Below are 17,860 nucleotides of genomic sequence, written 5' to 3' on the forward strand. Positions count from 1 at the left end.
AAATCCTGGGTGAGCCGCTTTTGGCGGCGAGGCAAGCGCCCCTATTTCCCGCGCTTCTGCCACCAGCGAAAGCCAACGATCAAGGCCACCGTCGCAATCGCCCAGAAAATCATATCGCCCATGTCATTTCTCCCCTGCGGATCCGTCGAATTTCTTCTCCAGCGACGTCCAGCAGTCAATATAATCATCCTGCAACGGAGCTTCCTCTGCGGCGAATTCTGTCAGGTGTTGCGGAAAACGCGTTTCGAACATGAACGACATGGTGTTTTCCAACTTGGCAGGACCAAGGTTTGATTCGGTCGCTTTTTCAAATGCATCACGGTCCGGGCCATGCGGCAGCATCATATTGTGCAAGCTCATACCACCCGGAACGAAGCCCTGTGGTTTCGCGTCGTATTGCCCGTAGATGTTGCCCATCAGCTCGGACATGACATTCTTGTGGTACCACGGCGGGCGGAAAGTGTTTTCGCTGACCAGCCAGCGCTCGCGGAACAACACGAAGTCGATATTCGCCGTTCCGGGATGCGATGAGGGCGCAGTCAAAACGGTGAAAATCGACGGATCCGGATGATCGAACAAGACTGCGCCAACCGGGCAGTAGGTCTTCAGGTCGTACTTCATTGGAGCGTAGTTGCCGTGCCACGCGACGATATCAAGCGGGCTTTGTGGGATGGGCGTTTCGTGGAATTGCCCACACCATTTGATCGTTAGCTTTGAGGCTACCTCCCGGTCCTCGAATGCCGCCACGGGCGCCTTGAAATCTCGGGGGTTTGCCATGCAGTTTGCGCCGACAGGGCCGCGTCCGGGCAATTCAAACTTCTGGCCATAGTTTTCGCAGACGAACCCACGGGCCGGGCCCTCAAGCACTTCGACGCGGTAAACAAGGCCGCGCGGCATGATTGCAATTTCCTGGGGGGCAAGGTCAATGATGCCAAGTTCTGTGCAAAATCGCAGGCGTCCTTCCTGAGGCACCACCAGAAGCTCGCTGTCGGCCGAGTAGAAATAGGCGTCCACCATGCTGTCAGTCACAAGGTAGATGTGGCTGGCCATACCGACCTGTGTGTTGACGTCTCCGGCGGTGGTCATAGTGCGCATCCCCGTGAGCCAGGTGAGGCGCTGATCGCCGTGGGGCACCGGGTCCCAGCGGTACTGACCAAGGCTGATCACGTCTTCGTTGATGTGTGGCGCGGTCTTCCAATACGGCAGATCGACCTTCATGTAGCGCGCGGAATGCTTTACCGATGGGCGAATACGGTAACACCACGTCCGTTCAGGGCGCACATCCGTGAAAGCGGTTCCCGAGAGCTGTTCGGCGTAGAGCCCGTAGTTCACGCGCTGTGGGGAATTCATGCCTTGCGGCAAGGCATCTGGCAGCGCCTCGGTTTCAAAATCATTCCCAAAACCGGGCATATAGCCCTTAATTATGCCGTTTGAGGCGTCCGCTTGGGTCAGTCCGGACAGGTCGGGTTTGCTAGTCATTTCAGGCGCTCCACAAGGCCCGTAGAGTATATCGTTGCGCGTGCAACGATGTCAATTCATGAGGCCTTCGCCAGCCTTTAGCGCGGGGCTCACAGAGCGTTCCCTGTGAACCTTGCCGGACGGTTTTGCTCTGATTAAAATTGTAGCGGTCAAGGCTGAAGGCGAAGGGCCGCAAGGCGAAAACAAAAGCCGTCGATGATCGATTATCTTGGGTTTCAGGCGGCAAGTTGTATTCTGGTGCAGGCCAGCGTCCGGTCAATTCTGGGGATCCGGGTGGCGGCCCATCGTTCGGATATCCTGTTCGTCGTCTATGCTTACAGGGAAGAACTACCGCCCGCTCTGGCCCTGAATAGGGTGCTGATCGTTACGAATAGCTAGAATGTTACGATGGGGTTTCTGCAGTTTCGCGCCCACCGGCCCTGCGGTCGGGTCAGGTCCAATCCAGTACAATCTTGCCGGATTGCCCGGATTTCATTGTCTCAAAACCCATCCGGTAATCATCAACCGACATGCGATGCGTGATGACGTTGCGCACATCAAGTCCGTTTTCCAGCATGGCGATCATCTTGTACCAGGTCTCAAATATTTCACGGCCGTACACGCCTTTCAGGGTGATCGCCTTGAACACGATGCGCGACCAATCGACAGGAGATTTCCCCGGCGGGATGCCCAGAAGCGCAATGCGCCCACCCATCACCAGCGCTTCGACCATCTGATCCATGGCGCGTTGATTGCCAGACATCTCAAGGCCGACGTCAAAGCCCTCTTTCATTTTCAGCTTTGTGATTACATCGTGCAAATCTTCTGTCATTACGTTCACCGGGACTACGTCTGCGACCCTTTGGGCAAGCGCCAGACGATCTGGATTGACGTCTGTGATCACAACGTGCCGCGCGCCAACGTGACGAGCGACGGCGGCGGCCATGATCCCGATCGGCCCCGCACCGGTGACAAGAACGTCCTCGCCCACAAGATCGAAGCTGAGGGCTGTGTGAACTGCATTTCCCAGGGGATCAAGGATGGCACCGATCTCGTCGTCGATAGCGTCGGGAAGGGGAACGGCGTTAAATGCCGGAAGGCGCAGGTATTCGGCAAATGCGCCTTGTTCATTAACGCCGATCCCCCGCGTTTGCGGGTCGAGGTGGAACTTTCCGGCGCGGGACTGGCGGGAATGCTTACCGATCAAATGTCCTTCACCCGAGACCCTTAGGCCAAGAGTAAGGTCGGTGACATTGCGGCCAAGTTCGACGATCTCACCGGCAAACTCGTGGCCCGTGATAAGCGGCACAGGAACCGTCTTGGCCGCCCATTCGTCCCAGTCCCAGATATGGATGTCGGTGCCGCAGATACCAGTTTTCTTGATGCGGATCAGCACATCGTCTGCGCCTATCTCAGGCACCGGCGCGTCGATCATGTCGAGGCCCGGTGCGGCGGTTGTCTTGGCAAGGGCTTTCATCTGGTTGGTCATCGGCCTGTCCCTGTTTCGCCGCCGGGACAGGGGCGCTGCCCCCAAACCCCCGCAGTATTTTTTCCAAGAAGAAATGCAATTTTAGTCAAATTGCACCTGTTTCGCGTCCAGCTTGTTGGAAGGCCTCGGCTGCGCGGTCAAGGTCTTCTCGCGTAAGGGCTGCGTTCATCTGAGTGCGGATGCGCGCCTGACCTTTCGGGACCACGGGAAAGAAGAAGCCCGCGACGTAGATGCCAAGGTCGCCAAGACGCGCAGCCATGGCTTGCGCAAGGCGGGCGTCGCCAAGCATGACAGGGACGATCGGGTGTTCACCGGGCAAGGTTTTGAATCCTGCCGTTTCCAGGGAAACGCGCCAGTAGGCCGTGTTGTCGAAGAGGCGCGCGCGCAGGTCATCGCCGGCTTCGACAAGACGTATCGCCTCGACCCCGGCGGCGCAGACCATGGGGGGCAGCGCGTTTGAGAAAAGGTAGGGCCGTGCGCGTTGGCGCAAAAGATCGACGATGCGCTTTGACGCCGCAACGTAGCCACCGATTGCGCCACCCATCGCTTTGCCAAGAGTGCCGGTAAGGATATCGGCTTTGATGCCCGCATGCGCCGGGGTTCCCGTCCCTTTCGGGCCTATGAACCCGGTTGCATGGCAGTCATCCACCATCAAAAGGGCGTCGTATGCGTCAACCAAAGCGCGAATGTCAGCAAGCTTGGCGAGGGTCCCGTCCATCGAGAACACGCCGTCCGTGGCAACCATTATAAATCGCGCGCCGTTCGCCTTGGCCTCTTTCAGTTTGGCTTCAAGATCGTCCATATCCGAATTGGCGTAGCGGTAGCGTTGCGCCTTGCAAAGCCGGATGCCGTCGATGATGGACGCGTGGTTCAAGGCATCTGAGATGATCGCGTCCTGCGGGCCCAAAAGCGGTTCAAAAACGCCGCCGTTTGCATCGAAGCAGGCGGCGAACAAGATTGCGTCCTCCATCCCGAGAAAAGCGGCAAGCCGGGCCTCAAGTTCGCAGTGAAGGTCTTGCGTGCCGCAGATGAAACGCACCGAGGCCATACCAAACCCGTGGCTATCAAGTGCGCCTTTGGCGGCGTTGATAAGCCGGGGATCATCGGCAAGCCCGAGGTAGTTGTTGGCGCATAGGTTCAGCATTGTACGGCCCGCGACCGTGATGTGTGCCGACTGCGGCGAGGTGATAGCGCGCTCGGCCTTCATCAAGCCGTCGGCATCAATGGCAGCAAGGGTTTCGTCCAAGTGTTGATCGAAGTTGGTCATGGCAAGCGCCTCCTTGGTTGAACGATACCACGTTGGGCCGCGCATTCCAGACAGGCTGCAACACGCGGGCGACGCGAACGCGATGGGCTGGGCTGGGCAATTGCCTGGGATTGTGGCTTTGTGAGCGTCATGAGTGACTTCGATCTGGAAGAATTTCTACCGTATCAACTTGCGGTTCTGGCCGAGCGCACAAGCCGCGCGTTCGAGCGGGAATACCGCGCGCGGTTTGGGATCAGCCTTGCGGAATGGCGTGTTGTGGCACATCTGAGCCAGTCGCCCAGTGTCAGCGTGCGCGATATCCAAAAGAAGGTCGCGATGGAGAAAAGCCGGGTCAGCCGGGCCGCCACGCGCCTTGAAGCGGCGGGGTTCGTGTCGCGGCGCCCCGACCCAGATGACGGGCGGCTGGTGGCGTTGGAATTGACTGACAAGGGCCGCGATCTGATCGCGACGATGACGCCGGTTGCGGCAACGTTTGAGACGTCATTGATGGACAATCTTGGCCCGGATGCTGACGTGTTTCGCCGGGCCTTGCAGGCATTGCTTTCAAGCGACTAGGGCGAGAACATCGCCCCTTGGTCGCCCAGATTAACCGCTTATTTACCGTGATCGGGCCATAACTGGCTTTGTTGCGTGAAGGTGACGGACGGCGGAGTGGCCCATGGACGTTAGCGCCCCTGCCTGGCTTGATCGTGCGATCATTGTGAAAGAACCGGGGATGGACCGGACGGTATTGGCCAAACAGCTTGGCTTGATCGGACTAACGCCCGTGCCGGTTGATGGATTTGACGATATTTCCGGCGAAAATCCAAATGCGCGCGATGTGATCGTTGTGGGCCAACCCAAAGACGGCGAGGACCGCTTTGCGATTGCCGCGGCATTGAAAGTGCAGCTCAAATCAGCCGGACTATTCAAAGTGGTGGTCGGGCCGACAAAAACGCCAATGGGCGATATGGCGTTCGACCGGTTGTTGCCGCGACCGTTTCTACGCGCGGCTATGATGACTGGCATAAGCGAGCTGTCGCCGCTGGTCGCTCCCTGTAAATTGGGGAAGGCGACGACGAGGATACACATTTGAGAGGACACGAGGCGGTCGCTCCGCCAACGGCATTTGAGGCTTCTACAGACGCCACTGTACCACAAGAACAAGCGCCTACCGAGACAGTTTTAGAAGGCGCTGTCGCGCCGGAACCTTCGAAAGTTGCCGTTCCGCAGCCTGCTGAACCCGGTGTGCGACGCATGCAGGTCATGGCAGCAGAAGACAATCGTACCAACCGTTTCGCGGTTGAGAAAATGCTGAAGGCGCTGAATAGCGGTCTTGTCTTTGCCGAGAACGGAATGGAAGCAATCGAGGCGTTTCAAGCCGCGCGTCCAGATATCTTTTTCACCGATATTTCCATGCCGAAAATGATGGCAAGGAGGCCCCGCGTCACATCCGCGCGACGGAACTCGAGCAGGGTCTGGGAGCCTGCCCCATTGTTGCGATCACCGCACACGCGATGGAAGGGGATGCCGAGGACATTCTGGCCGCTGGCATTAACGATTACCTTAACAAGCCTGGCATAAAACTTATCGATCATATCCTGACGGCACGGCCTTTGGATGCTGTGCCATGCCTGCCAATGGCGGTTGAAGACCCTAAGGCAGAGCGCGCTAGAGAACCCGTCGCTCAGGTTACGATCTGAGAGTGTCAGGCCGCCTGACTGGCAGCTTGTGCATCGCGGTGGAAGACAAGCGTTGCGGCGTCGCCAAGATCCATCTGGAAGCGATAACCGCCAAGGTCGAAATCGCGCAAACCCTCGACGCTGGTCACGCGGTTTTCGACGATGAACCGCGCCATCGCACCGCGCGCTTTTTTGGCAAAGAAGCTGACGATTTTGGGTGTGCCCCCCTTCACCTCATAAAATTGCGGGGTGATGATCTGAAGCTTCAACGCCTGACGGTCGACTGCGCCAAAGTATTCCTGACTGGCGCAGTTCACCAAAAGATCGGTGCCGACGGCTTCAGCGGCGCCGTTCAGCGACTTGGAGATCGTGTCACCCCAGAAGTCATAAAGCGATGTGCCTCGACGGGTTTTCAGGCGGCTGCCCATTTCAAGGCGGTAAGGTTGGATCCCATCAAGCGGGCGCAACACGCCGTAAAGCCCGGATAGGATGCGCAGGTGGTTTTGCGCGCGCTCTAGGGTGTTTGGGTCAAGAGTTGCTGCCTCAAGGCCCTGATAAGTATCCCCCGCGAAGGCGAAGACGGCGGGGCGGGTTGCGGTAGCGTCGGGGGCGTCCACGAAGGCGCGGAAGCGGTCACGATTGAGGCGCGCCAGATTGTCCGAAAGATCCATCATCGATTTCAGTTTGCCAAGCGTCAACTGCCGCGCGTGGCCGGCCAACTGTGTGGCTTCGGTCTGGAAATTCGGTGCGGTCGGTGTGACAGCCCGGTCGGACCAATCAAGGCGTTTGGCGGGGGATATGACGGTTAGCATGGCAACGGCTCCTCTTTCTCCAGAAGTAGCGCGCGGGGCGGAGTTGGAAAAGGGGAAAGGGGAGGCAAAAGCGCCAACCACTTAGGTTATTTCGGCAATGCCCGTCCAGACATATTGCCAAGCATGCAGCCTGCGACCCACCAGTTGGGCCGTTCAGTGTAGAGCGCGCCCGCGGCAGCTTTCGCGGCTTCGACGTCATCGAAAAGCGCAAAACAGGTCGCACCTGACCCCGACATGCGGACCAGCTTTGCGCCGGCGCATGCAGTAAGACGGTCCAGGACCGTGGAGATTTCGGGCACAATCGCAATGGCCGGAACTTGCAGATCGTTGCGTTGTCCCTGAAGCCAATCAATAAGGTCAGACGCGGCTTCAAACGCCGGGATGGTCTCGGGCATTGGCAGATTTTCCCGCGTTTTCATCGACTTGAAAACCTGCGGCGTTGATACCGGCACACGCGGGTTAACCAGCACCGCAGGCAACGTCGGCAATGGGTGCAGAGCCAATCTGTCGCCGATACCGCGCACGCGCGCGGGAGAGGAGGCAATGCACATCGGGACGTCTGCGCCAAGCCTCGTTAGGGCGCGGAGTTGCGTTTTAAGCAGGATTTCGGGCATCGCATAGTGGCGGTCTGCAAAGGTCTCGCCGTTGCCTTCAAGTCCCAGCATCCCGCGCCATGCCGCCGCTGCATCTGCCGACCCTCCGCCTATTCCGGAAGACGTCGGGAGGTTTTTGGTCAGCGTGATCGCCGCTTTCAGGTCGGCGCTCACCAATGCGGCCGCGCGCAGGGCGAGGTTGTCCATGTCGGCCGGAACGCCAGCGGCCTCGGGGCCTTCAACGATGAGCGAAAACACACCCGCTTTTTCCAGGTGCAGCTTATCCCCCACGGTTGCGAAGGTCACCAGCGAGTCAAGCAGATGAAAGCCGTCGTCGCGTTGTCCGGTGATGTGAAGCGTCAGGTTGATCTTTGCCGGTGCAAAGACGTTAACCATCGTCGTTCGCAAACTTCAGAGGCGGCTCGCCTTCCTCAACCAAAACGACATCAAGACCAACCTCAAGCTTGCGCCGTATACGCCCGGCTTCGACATCGTCGGGGTCAGTGTCATCGGTGATGAAGGACAGAGCGCGGTGCCATTGGAATTCGGCTTCGCGCTCGCGGCCAACAGCCCAATAAACATCACCAAGGTGGTCGTTTACGATGGGGTCGACCGGCAGCAATTCGACCGCGCGCTCCATGTGCCCAACGGCTTCGGCGTAGCGGCCAACGCGGTAAAGCCCCCAGCCAAGACTATCAACGATGTACCCCGAATCGGGGCGCTGGGTGACGGCACGGTCGATCAGATCAAGCGCTTCGTCGAGGTTTTCGTTCATCTCAAGGAAGGAATATCCGAGGTAGTTCAGCACCTGTGGCTGTTCGGGGCGCAGGTCCAAGGCGGCGCGGAAATCGGCCTCGGCGTCGCCCCACCGATCTAGCCGTTCATGCGCAATACCGCGGGCGAAATAAACGATCCAGTGCTGTTCTTGTGGTTCACCGATCAATTCAAGCGCGCGGGCATAGGGCGCCAGCGACGCCTCGAAGTTCTCGATCTGGCGATAGGCGTCGGCCAGCGCAATCTGGACTGACGGAATATCGCCGTGACTTTCAGACAACTGCTTGAGGACTTCGATTGCCGCATCGGAACGGTCCGAGCGACGCAGAGCCGCCGCGCGCCCTAGTTCGGCGGCGTAATAGACCGGCGACGTTCGGGGGACGGTGTCGTAAACTTCGGTGGCAAGATCGTATTGATCGAGGCTTTCAAGGATTTCGGCCGTCGCAAGCAGGGCGTCGATATGGTCGGGACGGATCGCCAGCGCCATACGCGTGTAAAGCAGTGTGTAGGCTTCCTGAGCTTCACCGCGCAGGGCGCCGCCTATGGAATGGTAAATCTCGGCAACGCCATCGGCGGGCGTGCGGACCGCGTCAAACGGCAGCGTTTCCCCGGATTCAAGAGCGGCCTTCATCGCAACAAGCTGTGGATTAAGCGTGGCGCCCAAAGTTGCGTCCAAAAGATCAATCGCGACCTGTGGCTGCTCCAATTGGCTGAGGATCTGCACATAGGCGATGATCCCGCGCGGTGTGAGGCGGATCGTGGTGCCGCTTTCGCCCGAGAAGATATCAGCCGCACCTTCAAAATCGCCGACCGAGCCCAGCGCAAGAGCCTTGTGGTACAAGCCAAAAGCTTCGACGCCCTGATTACCAGTAACCGCATCAAATCCCGCAAGCGCCTCGCCCATCCGGCCAGCGCCAAGTTCCGCCCATGCCTTAAGAAGACTATCGAACAAAGGCCCGACGGTCATGCCGGCGTCCAGATCGGCCAGAAGGCCGTCCCAGTTGCCGCGCGCGGCGGCGTCTCCGGCAAGCACAAGTGCTGCGATCTGGCTTGACGCGCCAACTTCAGTAAGGCGACGGGCCAGCGGCGCGGCGCGGTCAAGATCGCCAAGACCGATATAGGCGGTCAAGCCGTTTTCCAGCAGCACCGGATTGCGCCCATCACGCACAAGCGCGCGAGAGAACTGTTGCGCGGCCTCCTCGTAGTCGTGGGCGATCATCGCCGAACGCGCGGCGAGGTAACTGCCCGAAGCAGGTTCTGCCAAAACAGGGGACGCCACGGCCAGTGCGGCAGCAATCGTCAAAGTACGGATCAACGGCATCAGGCTATCCTTGTTGTCGCGGTTGATAAAAAAGGTAGTGGCGCGCCCCCTAAGAGGCAATGCGGGGCGGCACTATGACCGCCGATCATGACGGATGTGTTACATATTCGGATAATTCGGCCCGTCCCCGCCCTGTGGCGTGGTCCAGACGATATTTTGTGACGGGTCTTTGATGTCGCAGGCTTTGCAGTGAATGCAGTTCTGGAAGTTGATCACGAATTGCTCGTCGACCACTTCGTAAACGCCTGCGGGGCAATAGCGTTGCGCCGGTTCTGCATATTTCGGCAGATTCACCGAGATCGGAATGCTGGCGTCCTTCAACTTTAGGTGCGCGGGCTGGCTTTCCTCGTGGTTCGTCATTGAAAAGCTGACGTTGGTAAGGCGGTCAAAGCTAAGCTTGCCGTCGGGCTTTGGATAGTCGATGGGCGCGAAATTGGCGGCCAATCCGGTGCTTTCGGCGTCGTTCTTGCCGTGGCTGACCGTGCCAAGCAGCGAGAACCCAAGCGTGTTGGTCCACATATCAAATCCACCCAGCGTCAGAGAGGTCATCAGACCGTGCTTTGACCACAAAGGTTTGACATTGCGAACTTTTTTCAGGTCTTGACCGATAGCACCTTCCTTCAGCTCGGCCATATAGCCCTCAAGTTTGTCGCCAGAACGACCCTCTCTGATGGCTGCAAATGCGTGTTCCGCTGCGGCCTTGCCGGACAGCATCGCGTTGTGGTTGCCTTTGATGCGCGGGACGTTGACGAGGCCGACGGAACAGCCAAGTAGCGCGCCACCCGGAAAAGCCGCGTCGGGCATGGACTGGTATCCGCCCTCGGTGATCGCGCGCGCGCCGTAAGCGACACGTTTTCCGCCCTCAAGCAGCTTGGCGATCATCGGGTGATGCTTGAAGCGCTGAAATTCCATGTAGGGGTAAAGATGCGGGTTTTTGTAGTTCAGATGGACCACAAACCCGACGTACACCTGATTGTTCTCAAGGTGATAGACGAAAGAGCCACCGCCTGCGTTCTTGCCCAACGGCCAGCCCATCGTATGCGTGACCGAGCCTTCGTTGTGCAACGCAGGGTCGATTTCCCAGATTTCCTTCATGCCAAGGCCATATTTCTGTGGCTCAGCGTTGGCATCAAGGGCGTATTTCTCGATCACCTGCTTTGAAAGCGATCCGCGCACACCCTCGCCAAGGAAGACGTATTTGCCATGGAGCTCCATCCCGGGCTCATAGGCGTCGCTTTGGGTGCCGTCCGCGTTCAAACCAAACTCGCCGGCGACAACGCCTTTGATTTCGCCGTTCACACCGTAAATTAGTTCCGAGCACGCCATACCAGGGAAGATTTCCACGCCCATTTCTTCGGCTTGCTCGGCCATCCAGCGGCAGACATTGCCCATCGAGACGATGTAGTTGCCGTGATTGTTCATTAAGGGCGGCATCGGAAAATTCGGGATGCGGACCTGACCAGCTTCGCCGAGCATGTAGAAATTATCTTCGCGCACCGGTACGGTCAGCGGCGCACCCTTGGCTTTCCAATCTGGGATCAGCGCGTCCAGACCGACGGGATCAAGAACCGCACCTGAAAGGATGTGTGCGCCCACTTCCGAGCCTTTTTCCAGCACGACCACGTTGATCTCTTGGTCGAGCTGTTTCAGCCGAATGGCCGCCGAAAGCCCGGCAGGCCCCGCGCCCACGATGACCACGTCGTATTCCATGCTTTCGCGTTCGATGTCGCTCATGGCTGATCCTGTTCTGATTTTGTCTTGATTGTTCCGGGCGATTTATTCGCACTTCGACCACGGGCGTCAATTGCGACCCAGCGTATCAGGGCGAATACTTTGCCATAATAGCGATAAACTCTCTCCTTCTCGCACATTTGTGATAGAAACCAACTGGGCAAAGGACTGCCTTCCAAGTCCATCTGCTCTTGACTCTCCCTGCCCGGCTTGAATTTAAGAAGCGAAATTGACGCCGCTTGTGGCGAAAGGACTTCACGTGGAAAAGATACCGCTGACACGCGCCGGCCATAGCGCGCTGAACAATGAATTGAAGAAGCTGAAGTCGGTCGAACGGCCGGCGGTGATCCGTGCGATTGCCGAAGCGCGCGAGCATGGTGATCTGAGCGAGAACGCCGAATATCATGCCGCCCGTGAAAAGCAGAGCTTCATCGAAGGCCGTGTTAAAGAACTTGAGGGTATCTTATCGCTTGCCGACGTGATCGACACGTCCAGGCTGTCCGGCACAGTGAAGTTTGGTGCGGTGATAAAGATCATCGATGAAGACACCAACGAAGAGAAAACCTATCAGATCGTCGGCGAACCCGAGGCCGATATTGAGTCCGGTAAGCTGAACATCAAGTCGCCTCTTGCACGCGCTTTGATCGGCAAGGATGAAGGCGACAGCGTCGAAGTCCGCACGCCTGGCGGCGAGAAAGCCTACGAGATTTTGTCCATTAAATTTAGCTGACCGAAAGGGCCATTTCGCCCCATGTCCGAAAGCTCTGAACGCAAACCGCCTGTGGATCTTGGCATATATAGCCGCGTGGCGGCCGATACCTCGCTTGACCCGGCTGATAAGATCGCACTGGTCGTGTCGGCCATTTGGTTGGTGATGTGCACCGCCTTTCTGGCCATTGTCGGCCTTGGCGGTTCCGAAGAACTTGGCGGATTGCGGTTCCTGATTGTCGTCCTGGCGGTGTTGTTGCCGGTGGCGTTGATCTGGATCGGGTCAATTGCGGTTAAATCGGCGCGGATCATGCGCGAAGAAAGCGAACGGCTTGCGGTTTCGATGGATGCGATGCGCCAGATTTACATCACCCAGGCGCAGATGGCAGCGACGACAATGGGGCCAAACGTCGAACGCAAAATCGACGAGATCGTGAAAGGCCAAAAGCGCGCGGAAAGCGCCATGGCCGAGTTCGCGACCACACGCCCCATTTCGGTCCCTGCCCCGTCGCCCGAGCGCCCCGCTGTGCCGCCAATGGCGCCCCCGACCGTGATGGACGAGCAACCCGATCTTGCGCTTGGGACGCCTGCCGAAATGTACGGCACGCCAGTATCGACGGCGGATTTTATCACGGCGATGAACTTCCCGGAAACCGCATACGACCGCGCGGGCTTTGATGCACTGCGGCGCGCGTTGGCGGACCGACGCGCCGCGGTTTTGATCCAGGCGAGCCAGGATGTGCTGACGCTTCTTAGTCAGGACGGCATCTACATGGATGATCTGACGCCAGATCGCTCGAAGACGGATATCTGGAGACGGTTTGCAAGTGGCGAGCGCGGGCCGACCGTTTCCGGCCTCGGCGGCGTGCGCGACAGATCTTCACTGGCGCTAAGCGCCGCGCGGATGCGACAGGATTCGATTTTTCGCGATGCCTCGCACCATTTTCTGCGCACCTTCGATAAGACTTTGGCCAGCATCGCCGACCGCCTAAGCGATCAGGAACTGGCCGCCTTGACGGAAACCCGTACAGCGCGAGCCTTTATGCTTTTGGGTCGCGTCGCCGGAATTTTCGACTAATCTGCCTCCTAGACGAGGAACAGGTCATCTTCTTCCTCGTGGTCTTGATCATGGTCGTTCGGATCGGCCATGAAGTTGCCAAGATCGTCGACATATACCGCGTGTGACATGGCTTCAGCGACCGGCAAAAGGTCGGTCAGAAGAACGTCATCAAACTCATGCGCTTCTTCGTCTGCGTTGTCCTCATCGTCATCGCCTTCGGCCATACGGCCCGCAGCGAGCCCGACAAATCCGGCACCGCCGCCAAAGACCATGGCAACGACGAGCCCCAGCAATCCGATGATCGCACCGATCGCGCCACTACTGCTGCCGCCATCGTCTGTAGCAACAGGAGGCGCTTCTTCCTCCGGGGATACGGCGTCCGCCCGAGGAGGTGTAGCGCCATCGCCAGCACCATAAATATACTGCGCACCGGCGATATCACCCGACCTAAGCTCACCCACCGAAATCGAAGAGTTCATAATCTGAGCTGGCTCGCCCGGGCTCGGGATGTAGTGGTCTAAGCCGATAAGATGACCGATCTCGTGCAAGGCGACGGCAAAGAAATCAACTGTGCCCGACCCCTCGCCATTGGGAGCCCAAAACTCCTCTTCATCGAAGGTCAGGGTCCCCGACGTGATGGTTGTCCCATTGGTTGACCAATTGGCATAGCCAACGACGCTGTCAGGATAGGCCGAAGGCATCGCGTCAACGATAACTGTGATATCACTGGCTCCCGAAGAAACGTAGGTGAAATCCAACCCGGAAACGCTTTCCCAAGCATCAAAGGCAGATTGCAATGTACCGTCAAATTCGGAGACAGAATCCCCTGCGCCGAACTGCAGGCCAGAGGTCAGGTCGGAGCTCCAGAAAATTTGACCGCTCTCCGTGCCAAAGTCCGGGTCACCCCATTTTGTCCCATAGCTGGTATAGTACATCGTGGCCTCAAGTCTTAGTCGGAAACTTCTGCTTCCCGTTCTAACCAAGTGTCAATCGAGACATTTGGATCAACTAACGGCGGAATTGTGGCATGGCGGATATCGGAGCATTGCCGCGCGCTATTTCGGCCGATCCCCGCACAAAAAAGGCGCACCCCGAAGGGTGCGCCTTTTTAATTATTATTTTGGACAGTTTAGTCGTTGCCGGTGGCCGATGATACATCAACCGTAACGCCCGGACCCATGGTCGAGGCCAGCGAGACCTTCAGCATGTATGTGCCCTTCGCGCCCGCAGGCCGTGCCCGCGAAACAGCTTCGACAAACGCGCGGACATTCTCAACAAGCTTGGCTTCGTCAAACGACGTTTTGCCAACACCAGCATGCACAACACCGGCTTTTTCAGCCTTGAACGTCACTTGACCGCCTTTTGCAGCAGCAACGGCTTCGGCGACGTCCATGGTCACTGTGCCAACTTTAGGGTTAGGCATCAGGTTCCGGGGGCCAAGCACTTTACCCAGACGGCCAACGATTGGCATCATGTCAGGGGTTGCAATGCAGCGATCAAAATCGATCGTGCCGCCCTGAACGATTTGCATCAGGTCTTCGGCGCCGACGATGTCGGCACCCGCCTTTTGCGCTTCTTCAGCCTTCGGGCCGCGTGCGAACACAGCGACACGAACCGTTTTACCGGTTCCGTTTGGCAAGTTGACCGACCCGCGGACCATCTGGTCTGCGTGGCGCGGGTCAACACCAAGGTTCATGGCGATCTCGACCGTCTGGTCGAACTTCGTCTTTGCGTTGCCTTTGATCAGCGCGATAGCTTCTTCAACAGTCACGTTCTGTTTGCCAGCGAATGCCTCTTTGGCCGAGCGGGCGCGTTTTCCGATTTTTGCCATGATCTTACCCCTTAACCTCGATACCCATCGACCGCGCAGAGCCCAAGATGATCTTCATCGCTGCTTCGACGTCGTTTGCGTTCAGGTCGACCATCTTGGCTTCTGCAATCTCACGAAGCTGCTTTGCAGTGACCGAACCGACGGTTTCGCGGCTTGGAGTCTTGGCGCCAGATTTCAGCTTGGCCGCTTTCTTCAGGTAATAAGACGCAGGTGGCGTCTTGATTTCCATCGAGAACGACTTGTCCTGATAGTAAGTAATGATGGTCGGGCAAGGCGCACCTTGCTCCATTTCCTGCGTCTTGGCGTTGAAGCCTTTGCAGAATTCCATGATATTAATGCCGCGCTGACCCAGCGCCGGTCCAACCGGCGGTGAAGGGTTTGCTTGTCCGGCGGGCACTTGCAACTTCAGTTGCCCGATTACTTTCTTGGCCATTGGCCATCTCCTTTTTGCAACGCTTTTCAGACGCGTCTGAACAGCTATGTCGATGTGGTGCGGCTTGGGACATCGCGATGCCATCGCCTCCCACATGGGAATCCCTTTTCGGGGACTGGCGACGCGTATATCGAGGCGATGTGTATTGCAAGCGATTCTAGGGCGTTCGCGCTGAAATCATGGGTGGAAATTCCGACCGTGATGCCCAGCGATACCCGAAAGGGGACCACCAATGACCGACGATATTGCACCAAAAGGCGATCTGTCCCTGCGCACGCTTGCCATGCCCGCGGATGTGAACGTCTCGGGCGACATCTTTGGCGGCTGGGTTTTGTCGCAGATGGATATCCCTGCGGGCAGCGCGGTCGGGAGCATGTAGCGACTGTGGCCGTGGACGCAATGAAGTTCATTCGTCCGGTCCATCTCGGTGCCATTCTGTGGTGTCTATGCAAGGATCGAGCGCGAAGGCCGGACGTCAATGGGCGTTGGATTGGAGGCCTGGGTTTTGCGGGATCGTTTTGGCGCACGCGAAAAGGTAACCGAAGCAATTTTGCGTTCGTCGCTATCGACGAGGACGGCAAACCGAGGCCGCTGCCGCCGGCATAGGAGACCCCTGCATGCTGAACCATGTCATCGTTGGACACGGAACACCGCTGTTGATCCTGCATGGTGTGCGCCTTGATCACCGCCATATGATGGAAAGCCTTGAGCCAGTGTTCGAAACTTTGGGCGGGTGGCATCGTGTCTATGTCGATCTACCCGGACACGGGGCTAGCCCGCCGCAGGGCACGATCCGCTCGATGGACGATGTGCTGGACGCTCTGGTCACCTTTGCCGACGCTCTTTTGCCGGGCCAGCGCTTTGGCGTCATTGGCGAAAGTCGCGGCAGCTATCTCGCCAGCGGCATGGCCAGCCGCCGTCCCGAGCTGGTTCTGGGGCTTGGCCTGGTCGTGCCGGGTGGCGCGCCGGGCAGCGATCCCGCACGGCTGCCAGCTCATGAGGTTCTGGTCGCGGACCCATCACTGCGCGAGGGTTTGGCCGAGAACCAGATCGATCGGTTCGACAATTTAATGGTCATTCAGAACCAAAGACCTCTCGATATGGCGGAGCGCAGTAACATTCCTGCAGTTGCCCTGTATGACCACGCACAAGAGCAGCGTGTCTTCAGCGCATTCCACTTTTCAAACGAGATGAACGGCGAGACATCCGGCCATGATGGGCCAACCGTGATCATTCTCGGTCGGCAAGACAGCATGTCGGGGTATCTGGACGGGATCGACCTATTGCCACAGTACCCGCGCGCCAGCCTTGCTGTGCTTGATGCAGCAGGTCACGCCGTGGCATGGGAGCGCCCGGAAGTGTTCCAGTCCCTGATCAGGGACTGGCTGGACAGGCTTGCGCTTGTGACTGAGTAAGCGTCGCCAGACTTATGTCTGCTTAGACACCTGCGTGAACTCCAGCTCGACCGGGGTCGCGCGGCCAAAGATCGACACCGACACCTTGAGGCGCTGGTTGTCGTCGTCGACGTCTTCCACAGTGCCGTCGAAATCTTCGAACGGGCCGTCGTTGACTTTGACTTTCTCGCCAATCTCGAACGAAATAAGCAGCTTCGGCGCTCCGCTTTCGCCTTCTTCAACGCGACCAAGGATCGCCTGCACTTCGCTGTCGCGCATTGGCATCGGACGCCCCTGCGGACCAAGAAAGCCGGTGACGCGGTTTATCGAGTTGATCAAGTGATAGCCTTCGTCGGACATTTCCATGCGGACAAGAACATAGCCGGGCATAAAGCGACGCTCCGCAGTGACTTTCTTGCCGCGACGGATTTCGATGACTTCTTCGGTCGGGACCAGAACTTCTTCGATCTGTTCCTCAAGCCCGGAATCAATCGCGGAATGACGGATTTGCTCAGCAATTTTCTTTTCGAAATTTGAGAGCACGCTTACTGAATACCAGCGCTTCGCCATGGGTCTGTCCGTCCTTTGTCGCTTTGTCCGGTCGCCCGGAAATAAAAGGGGCGTGCAACTCTGTGCACGCCTCAACATCAGTGGCAATACCGATGAGGCCGCCGGAATTCAAGTGCCCGTGGGAAGAAAAGCAAGCCCGAACGGGCCAGGCCAGCGTTTTAGCCGAACATTGACAGGATGCCTTGCAGGCCCTGACGGATCAAAAAGTCGACCAGAAAGAAGAACGCAGCCGTCAATATCGACAGCAGGAAGACCATTGACGAGGTCAGCACAACTTCGCGACGCGATGGCCAAACGACCTTGGCGATTTCGGCGCGTGTTTGCTGGGCGAATTGAAGCGGATTAGCCATTAGAATACTCTTTGTCAGATCGAAGGTGCAGATACGCGCTCCCGCGCCGGGTTTCAACCCTTGGCTGCGACGCGTTCAGGTGTAGTGGCGCACCGCGCGGATTTTGTGAAGTGGAGGTCTTGGCAGGGGCTGAGGGACTCGAACCCACGACCCTCGGTTTTGGAGACCGATGCTCTACCAACTGAGCTAAACCCCTAAGACCAAGGGTGTGGTTAGACGCTCGTGGGTTTGGAATCAAGCGGGTTCTTAGGCCGCAATCGATTGCTAGGCGTATCAAGTTCGCGCGCAGTCGCAATTCTGGCAGCCCAGCTTTTCGAAACCCATCTGAAAACCCTAGCCGATCCTTGGATTGATTCCTGAATCTGCGATACGCGGGCGTGCGGCACCAGGGCAAGAAACTCGCGATCC

At 58.0% G+C, this 17,860-nt stretch carries 19 protein-coding genes and 1 tRNA gene; 7 read left to right on the plus strand and 13 right to left on the minus strand.

The genetic code is table 11. The features are described from left to right. Positions 1-123 precede the first annotated feature (123 nt). From hmgA to AC221Y_RS08865, 3 genes are all read right to left on the minus strand, one after another. A complete protein-coding gene (hmgA, locus tag AC221Y_RS08855; protein WP_486707184.1) occupies positions 124-1,479 on the minus strand; it encodes a homogentisate 1,2-dioxygenase in 1,356 nt (451 codons plus the stop codon). A 430-nt stretch (positions 1,480-1,909) separates the two neighbouring features. Beyond that, positions 1,910-2,947, minus strand: a complete 1,038-nt coding sequence (tdh, locus tag AC221Y_RS08860; RefSeq protein ID WP_299751944.1) for an L-threonine 3-dehydrogenase — start codon at positions 2,945-2,947, stop codon at positions 1,910-1,912. A gap of 85 nt (positions 2,948-3,032) precedes the next feature. Beyond that, a complete protein-coding gene (locus AC221Y_RS08865; protein ID WP_486707185.1) occupies positions 3,033-4,214 on the minus strand; it encodes a glycine C-acetyltransferase in 1,182 nt (393 codons plus the stop codon). 129 nt (positions 4,215-4,343) lie between these two features. On the opposite strand from AC221Y_RS08865, the gene AC221Y_RS08870 reads away from it, so the two are divergent. From AC221Y_RS08870 to AC221Y_RS08880, 3 genes are all read left to right on the plus strand, one after another. Further along, positions 4,344-4,769: a MarR family winged helix-turn-helix transcriptional regulator gene (locus tag AC221Y_RS08870; protein ID WP_299748392.1), complete on the plus strand. Its 426-nt coding sequence runs from the start codon at positions 4,344-4,346 to the stop codon at positions 4,767-4,769. Between the two features lie 103 nt (positions 4,770-4,872). Next, on the plus strand, positions 4,873-5,289 hold the full coding sequence (locus AC221Y_RS08875; protein WP_299748394.1) for a hypothetical protein: 417 nt from the start codon (positions 4,873-4,875) through the stop codon (positions 5,287-5,289). Next, the gene (locus tag AC221Y_RS08880; RefSeq protein ID WP_486707186.1) at positions 5,286-5,777 is read left to right on the plus strand and encodes a response regulator; all 492 of its coding nucleotides are present in this window, start codon (positions 5,286-5,288) and stop codon (positions 5,775-5,777) included. The genes AC221Y_RS08875 and AC221Y_RS08880 overlap by 4 nt, the downstream gene beginning before the upstream one ends. A gap of 124 nt (positions 5,778-5,901) precedes the next feature. On the opposite strand, the gene yaaA is transcribed toward AC221Y_RS08880, so the two are convergent. The 4 genes from yaaA to AC221Y_RS08900 all read right to left on the minus strand — a co-directional run bounded on the left by yaaA (position 5,902) and on the right by AC221Y_RS08900 (position 11,109). Beyond that, positions 5,902-6,687, minus strand: coding sequence for a peroxide stress protein YaaA (yaaA, locus tag AC221Y_RS08885; RefSeq protein WP_299748397.1), 786 nt, complete (start codon positions 6,685-6,687; stop codon positions 5,902-5,904). Between the two features lie 86 nt (positions 6,688-6,773). Then, positions 6,774-7,676 carry a 4-(cytidine 5'-diphospho)-2-C-methyl-D-erythritol kinase gene (locus AC221Y_RS08890; RefSeq protein ID WP_299748400.1) on the minus strand — a complete coding sequence of 301 codons (903 nt, stop codon included), beginning with the start codon at positions 7,674-7,676 and terminating at the stop codon, positions 6,774-6,776. Continuing rightward, positions 7,669-9,375, minus strand: a complete 1,707-nt coding sequence (locus tag AC221Y_RS08895; protein ID WP_299748402.1) for a tetratricopeptide repeat protein — start codon at positions 9,373-9,375, stop codon at positions 7,669-7,671. Before AC221Y_RS08895 ends, AC221Y_RS08890 begins: the two co-directional genes overlap by 8 nt. 99 nt (positions 9,376-9,474) lie before the next feature. Beyond that, a complete protein-coding gene (locus AC221Y_RS08900) occupies positions 9,475-11,109 on the minus strand; it encodes an electron transfer flavoprotein-ubiquinone oxidoreductase (RefSeq protein WP_299748405.1) in 1,635 nt (544 codons plus the stop codon). A gap of 256 nt (positions 11,110-11,365) precedes the next feature. Here AC221Y_RS08900 and greA point away from each other — a divergent pair, with 256 nt between their 5' ends. Further along, positions 11,366-11,836 (plus strand): transcription elongation factor GreA, encoded by a 471-nt coding sequence (greA, locus tag AC221Y_RS08905; protein ID WP_299748408.1) that lies wholly within the window; start codon positions 11,366-11,368, stop codon positions 11,834-11,836. A gap of 21 nt (positions 11,837-11,857) precedes the next feature. Further along, the gene (locus tag AC221Y_RS08910; RefSeq protein ID WP_486707187.1) at positions 11,858-12,892 is read left to right on the plus strand and encodes a hypothetical protein; all 1,035 of its coding nucleotides are present in this window, start codon (positions 11,858-11,860) and stop codon (positions 12,890-12,892) included. An 8-nt stretch (positions 12,893-12,900) separates the two neighbouring features. Here the strand turns inward: AC221Y_RS08910 and AC221Y_RS08915 are convergent, their stop codons facing one another. The 3 genes from AC221Y_RS08915 to rplK all read right to left on the minus strand — a co-directional run bounded on the left by AC221Y_RS08915 (position 12,901) and on the right by rplK (position 15,138). Continuing rightward, the gene (locus AC221Y_RS08915) at positions 12,901-13,809 is read right to left on the minus strand and encodes a matrixin family metalloprotease (RefSeq protein ID WP_299748414.1); all 909 of its coding nucleotides are present in this window, start codon (positions 13,807-13,809) and stop codon (positions 12,901-12,903) included. 194 nt (positions 13,810-14,003) lie between these two features. After that, complete coding sequence (rplA, locus tag AC221Y_RS08920) at positions 14,004-14,705, minus strand: 50S ribosomal protein L1 (RefSeq protein ID WP_486707188.1); 702 nt, start codon at positions 14,703-14,705, stop codon at positions 14,004-14,006. A gap of 4 nt (positions 14,706-14,709) precedes the next feature. Beyond that, on the minus strand, positions 14,710-15,138 hold the full coding sequence (gene rplK / locus AC221Y_RS08925) for a 50S ribosomal protein L11 (RefSeq protein ID WP_486707189.1): 429 nt from the start codon (positions 15,136-15,138) through the stop codon (positions 14,710-14,712). Positions 15,139-15,370: 232 nt separating this feature from the next. Between rplK and AC221Y_RS08930 the strand changes: the two genes are divergently transcribed. Together AC221Y_RS08930 and AC221Y_RS08935 are read left to right on the plus strand one after the other, a co-directional pair. Continuing rightward, positions 15,371-15,517 (plus strand): hotdog family protein, encoded by a 147-nt coding sequence (locus tag AC221Y_RS08930; RefSeq protein WP_299748673.1) that lies wholly within the window; start codon positions 15,371-15,373, stop codon positions 15,515-15,517. A gap of 238 nt (positions 15,518-15,755) precedes the next feature. Next, a complete protein-coding gene (locus AC221Y_RS08935; RefSeq protein ID WP_486707190.1) occupies positions 15,756-16,553 on the plus strand; it encodes an alpha/beta fold hydrolase in 798 nt (265 codons plus the stop codon). 12 nt (positions 16,554-16,565) lie between these two features. Here the strand turns inward: AC221Y_RS08935 and nusG are convergent, their stop codons facing one another. From nusG to AC221Y_RS08950, 3 genes are all read right to left on the minus strand, one after another. Then, positions 16,566-17,102 carry a transcription termination/antitermination protein NusG gene (gene nusG, locus AC221Y_RS08940; protein WP_299748667.1) on the minus strand — a complete coding sequence of 179 codons (537 nt, stop codon included), beginning with the start codon at positions 17,100-17,102 and terminating at the stop codon, positions 16,566-16,568. A gap of 158 nt (positions 17,103-17,260) precedes the next feature. Continuing rightward, a complete protein-coding gene (gene secE, locus AC221Y_RS08945) occupies positions 17,261-17,452 on the minus strand; it encodes a preprotein translocase subunit SecE (protein WP_299748664.1) in 192 nt (63 codons plus the stop codon). 120 nt (positions 17,453-17,572) lie between these two features. Next, positions 17,573-17,648 (minus strand) — tRNA-Trp (locus tag AC221Y_RS08950). Positions 17,649-17,860 lie beyond the last annotated feature (212 nt).

The organism is Boseongicola sp. (assembly GCF_057460485.1).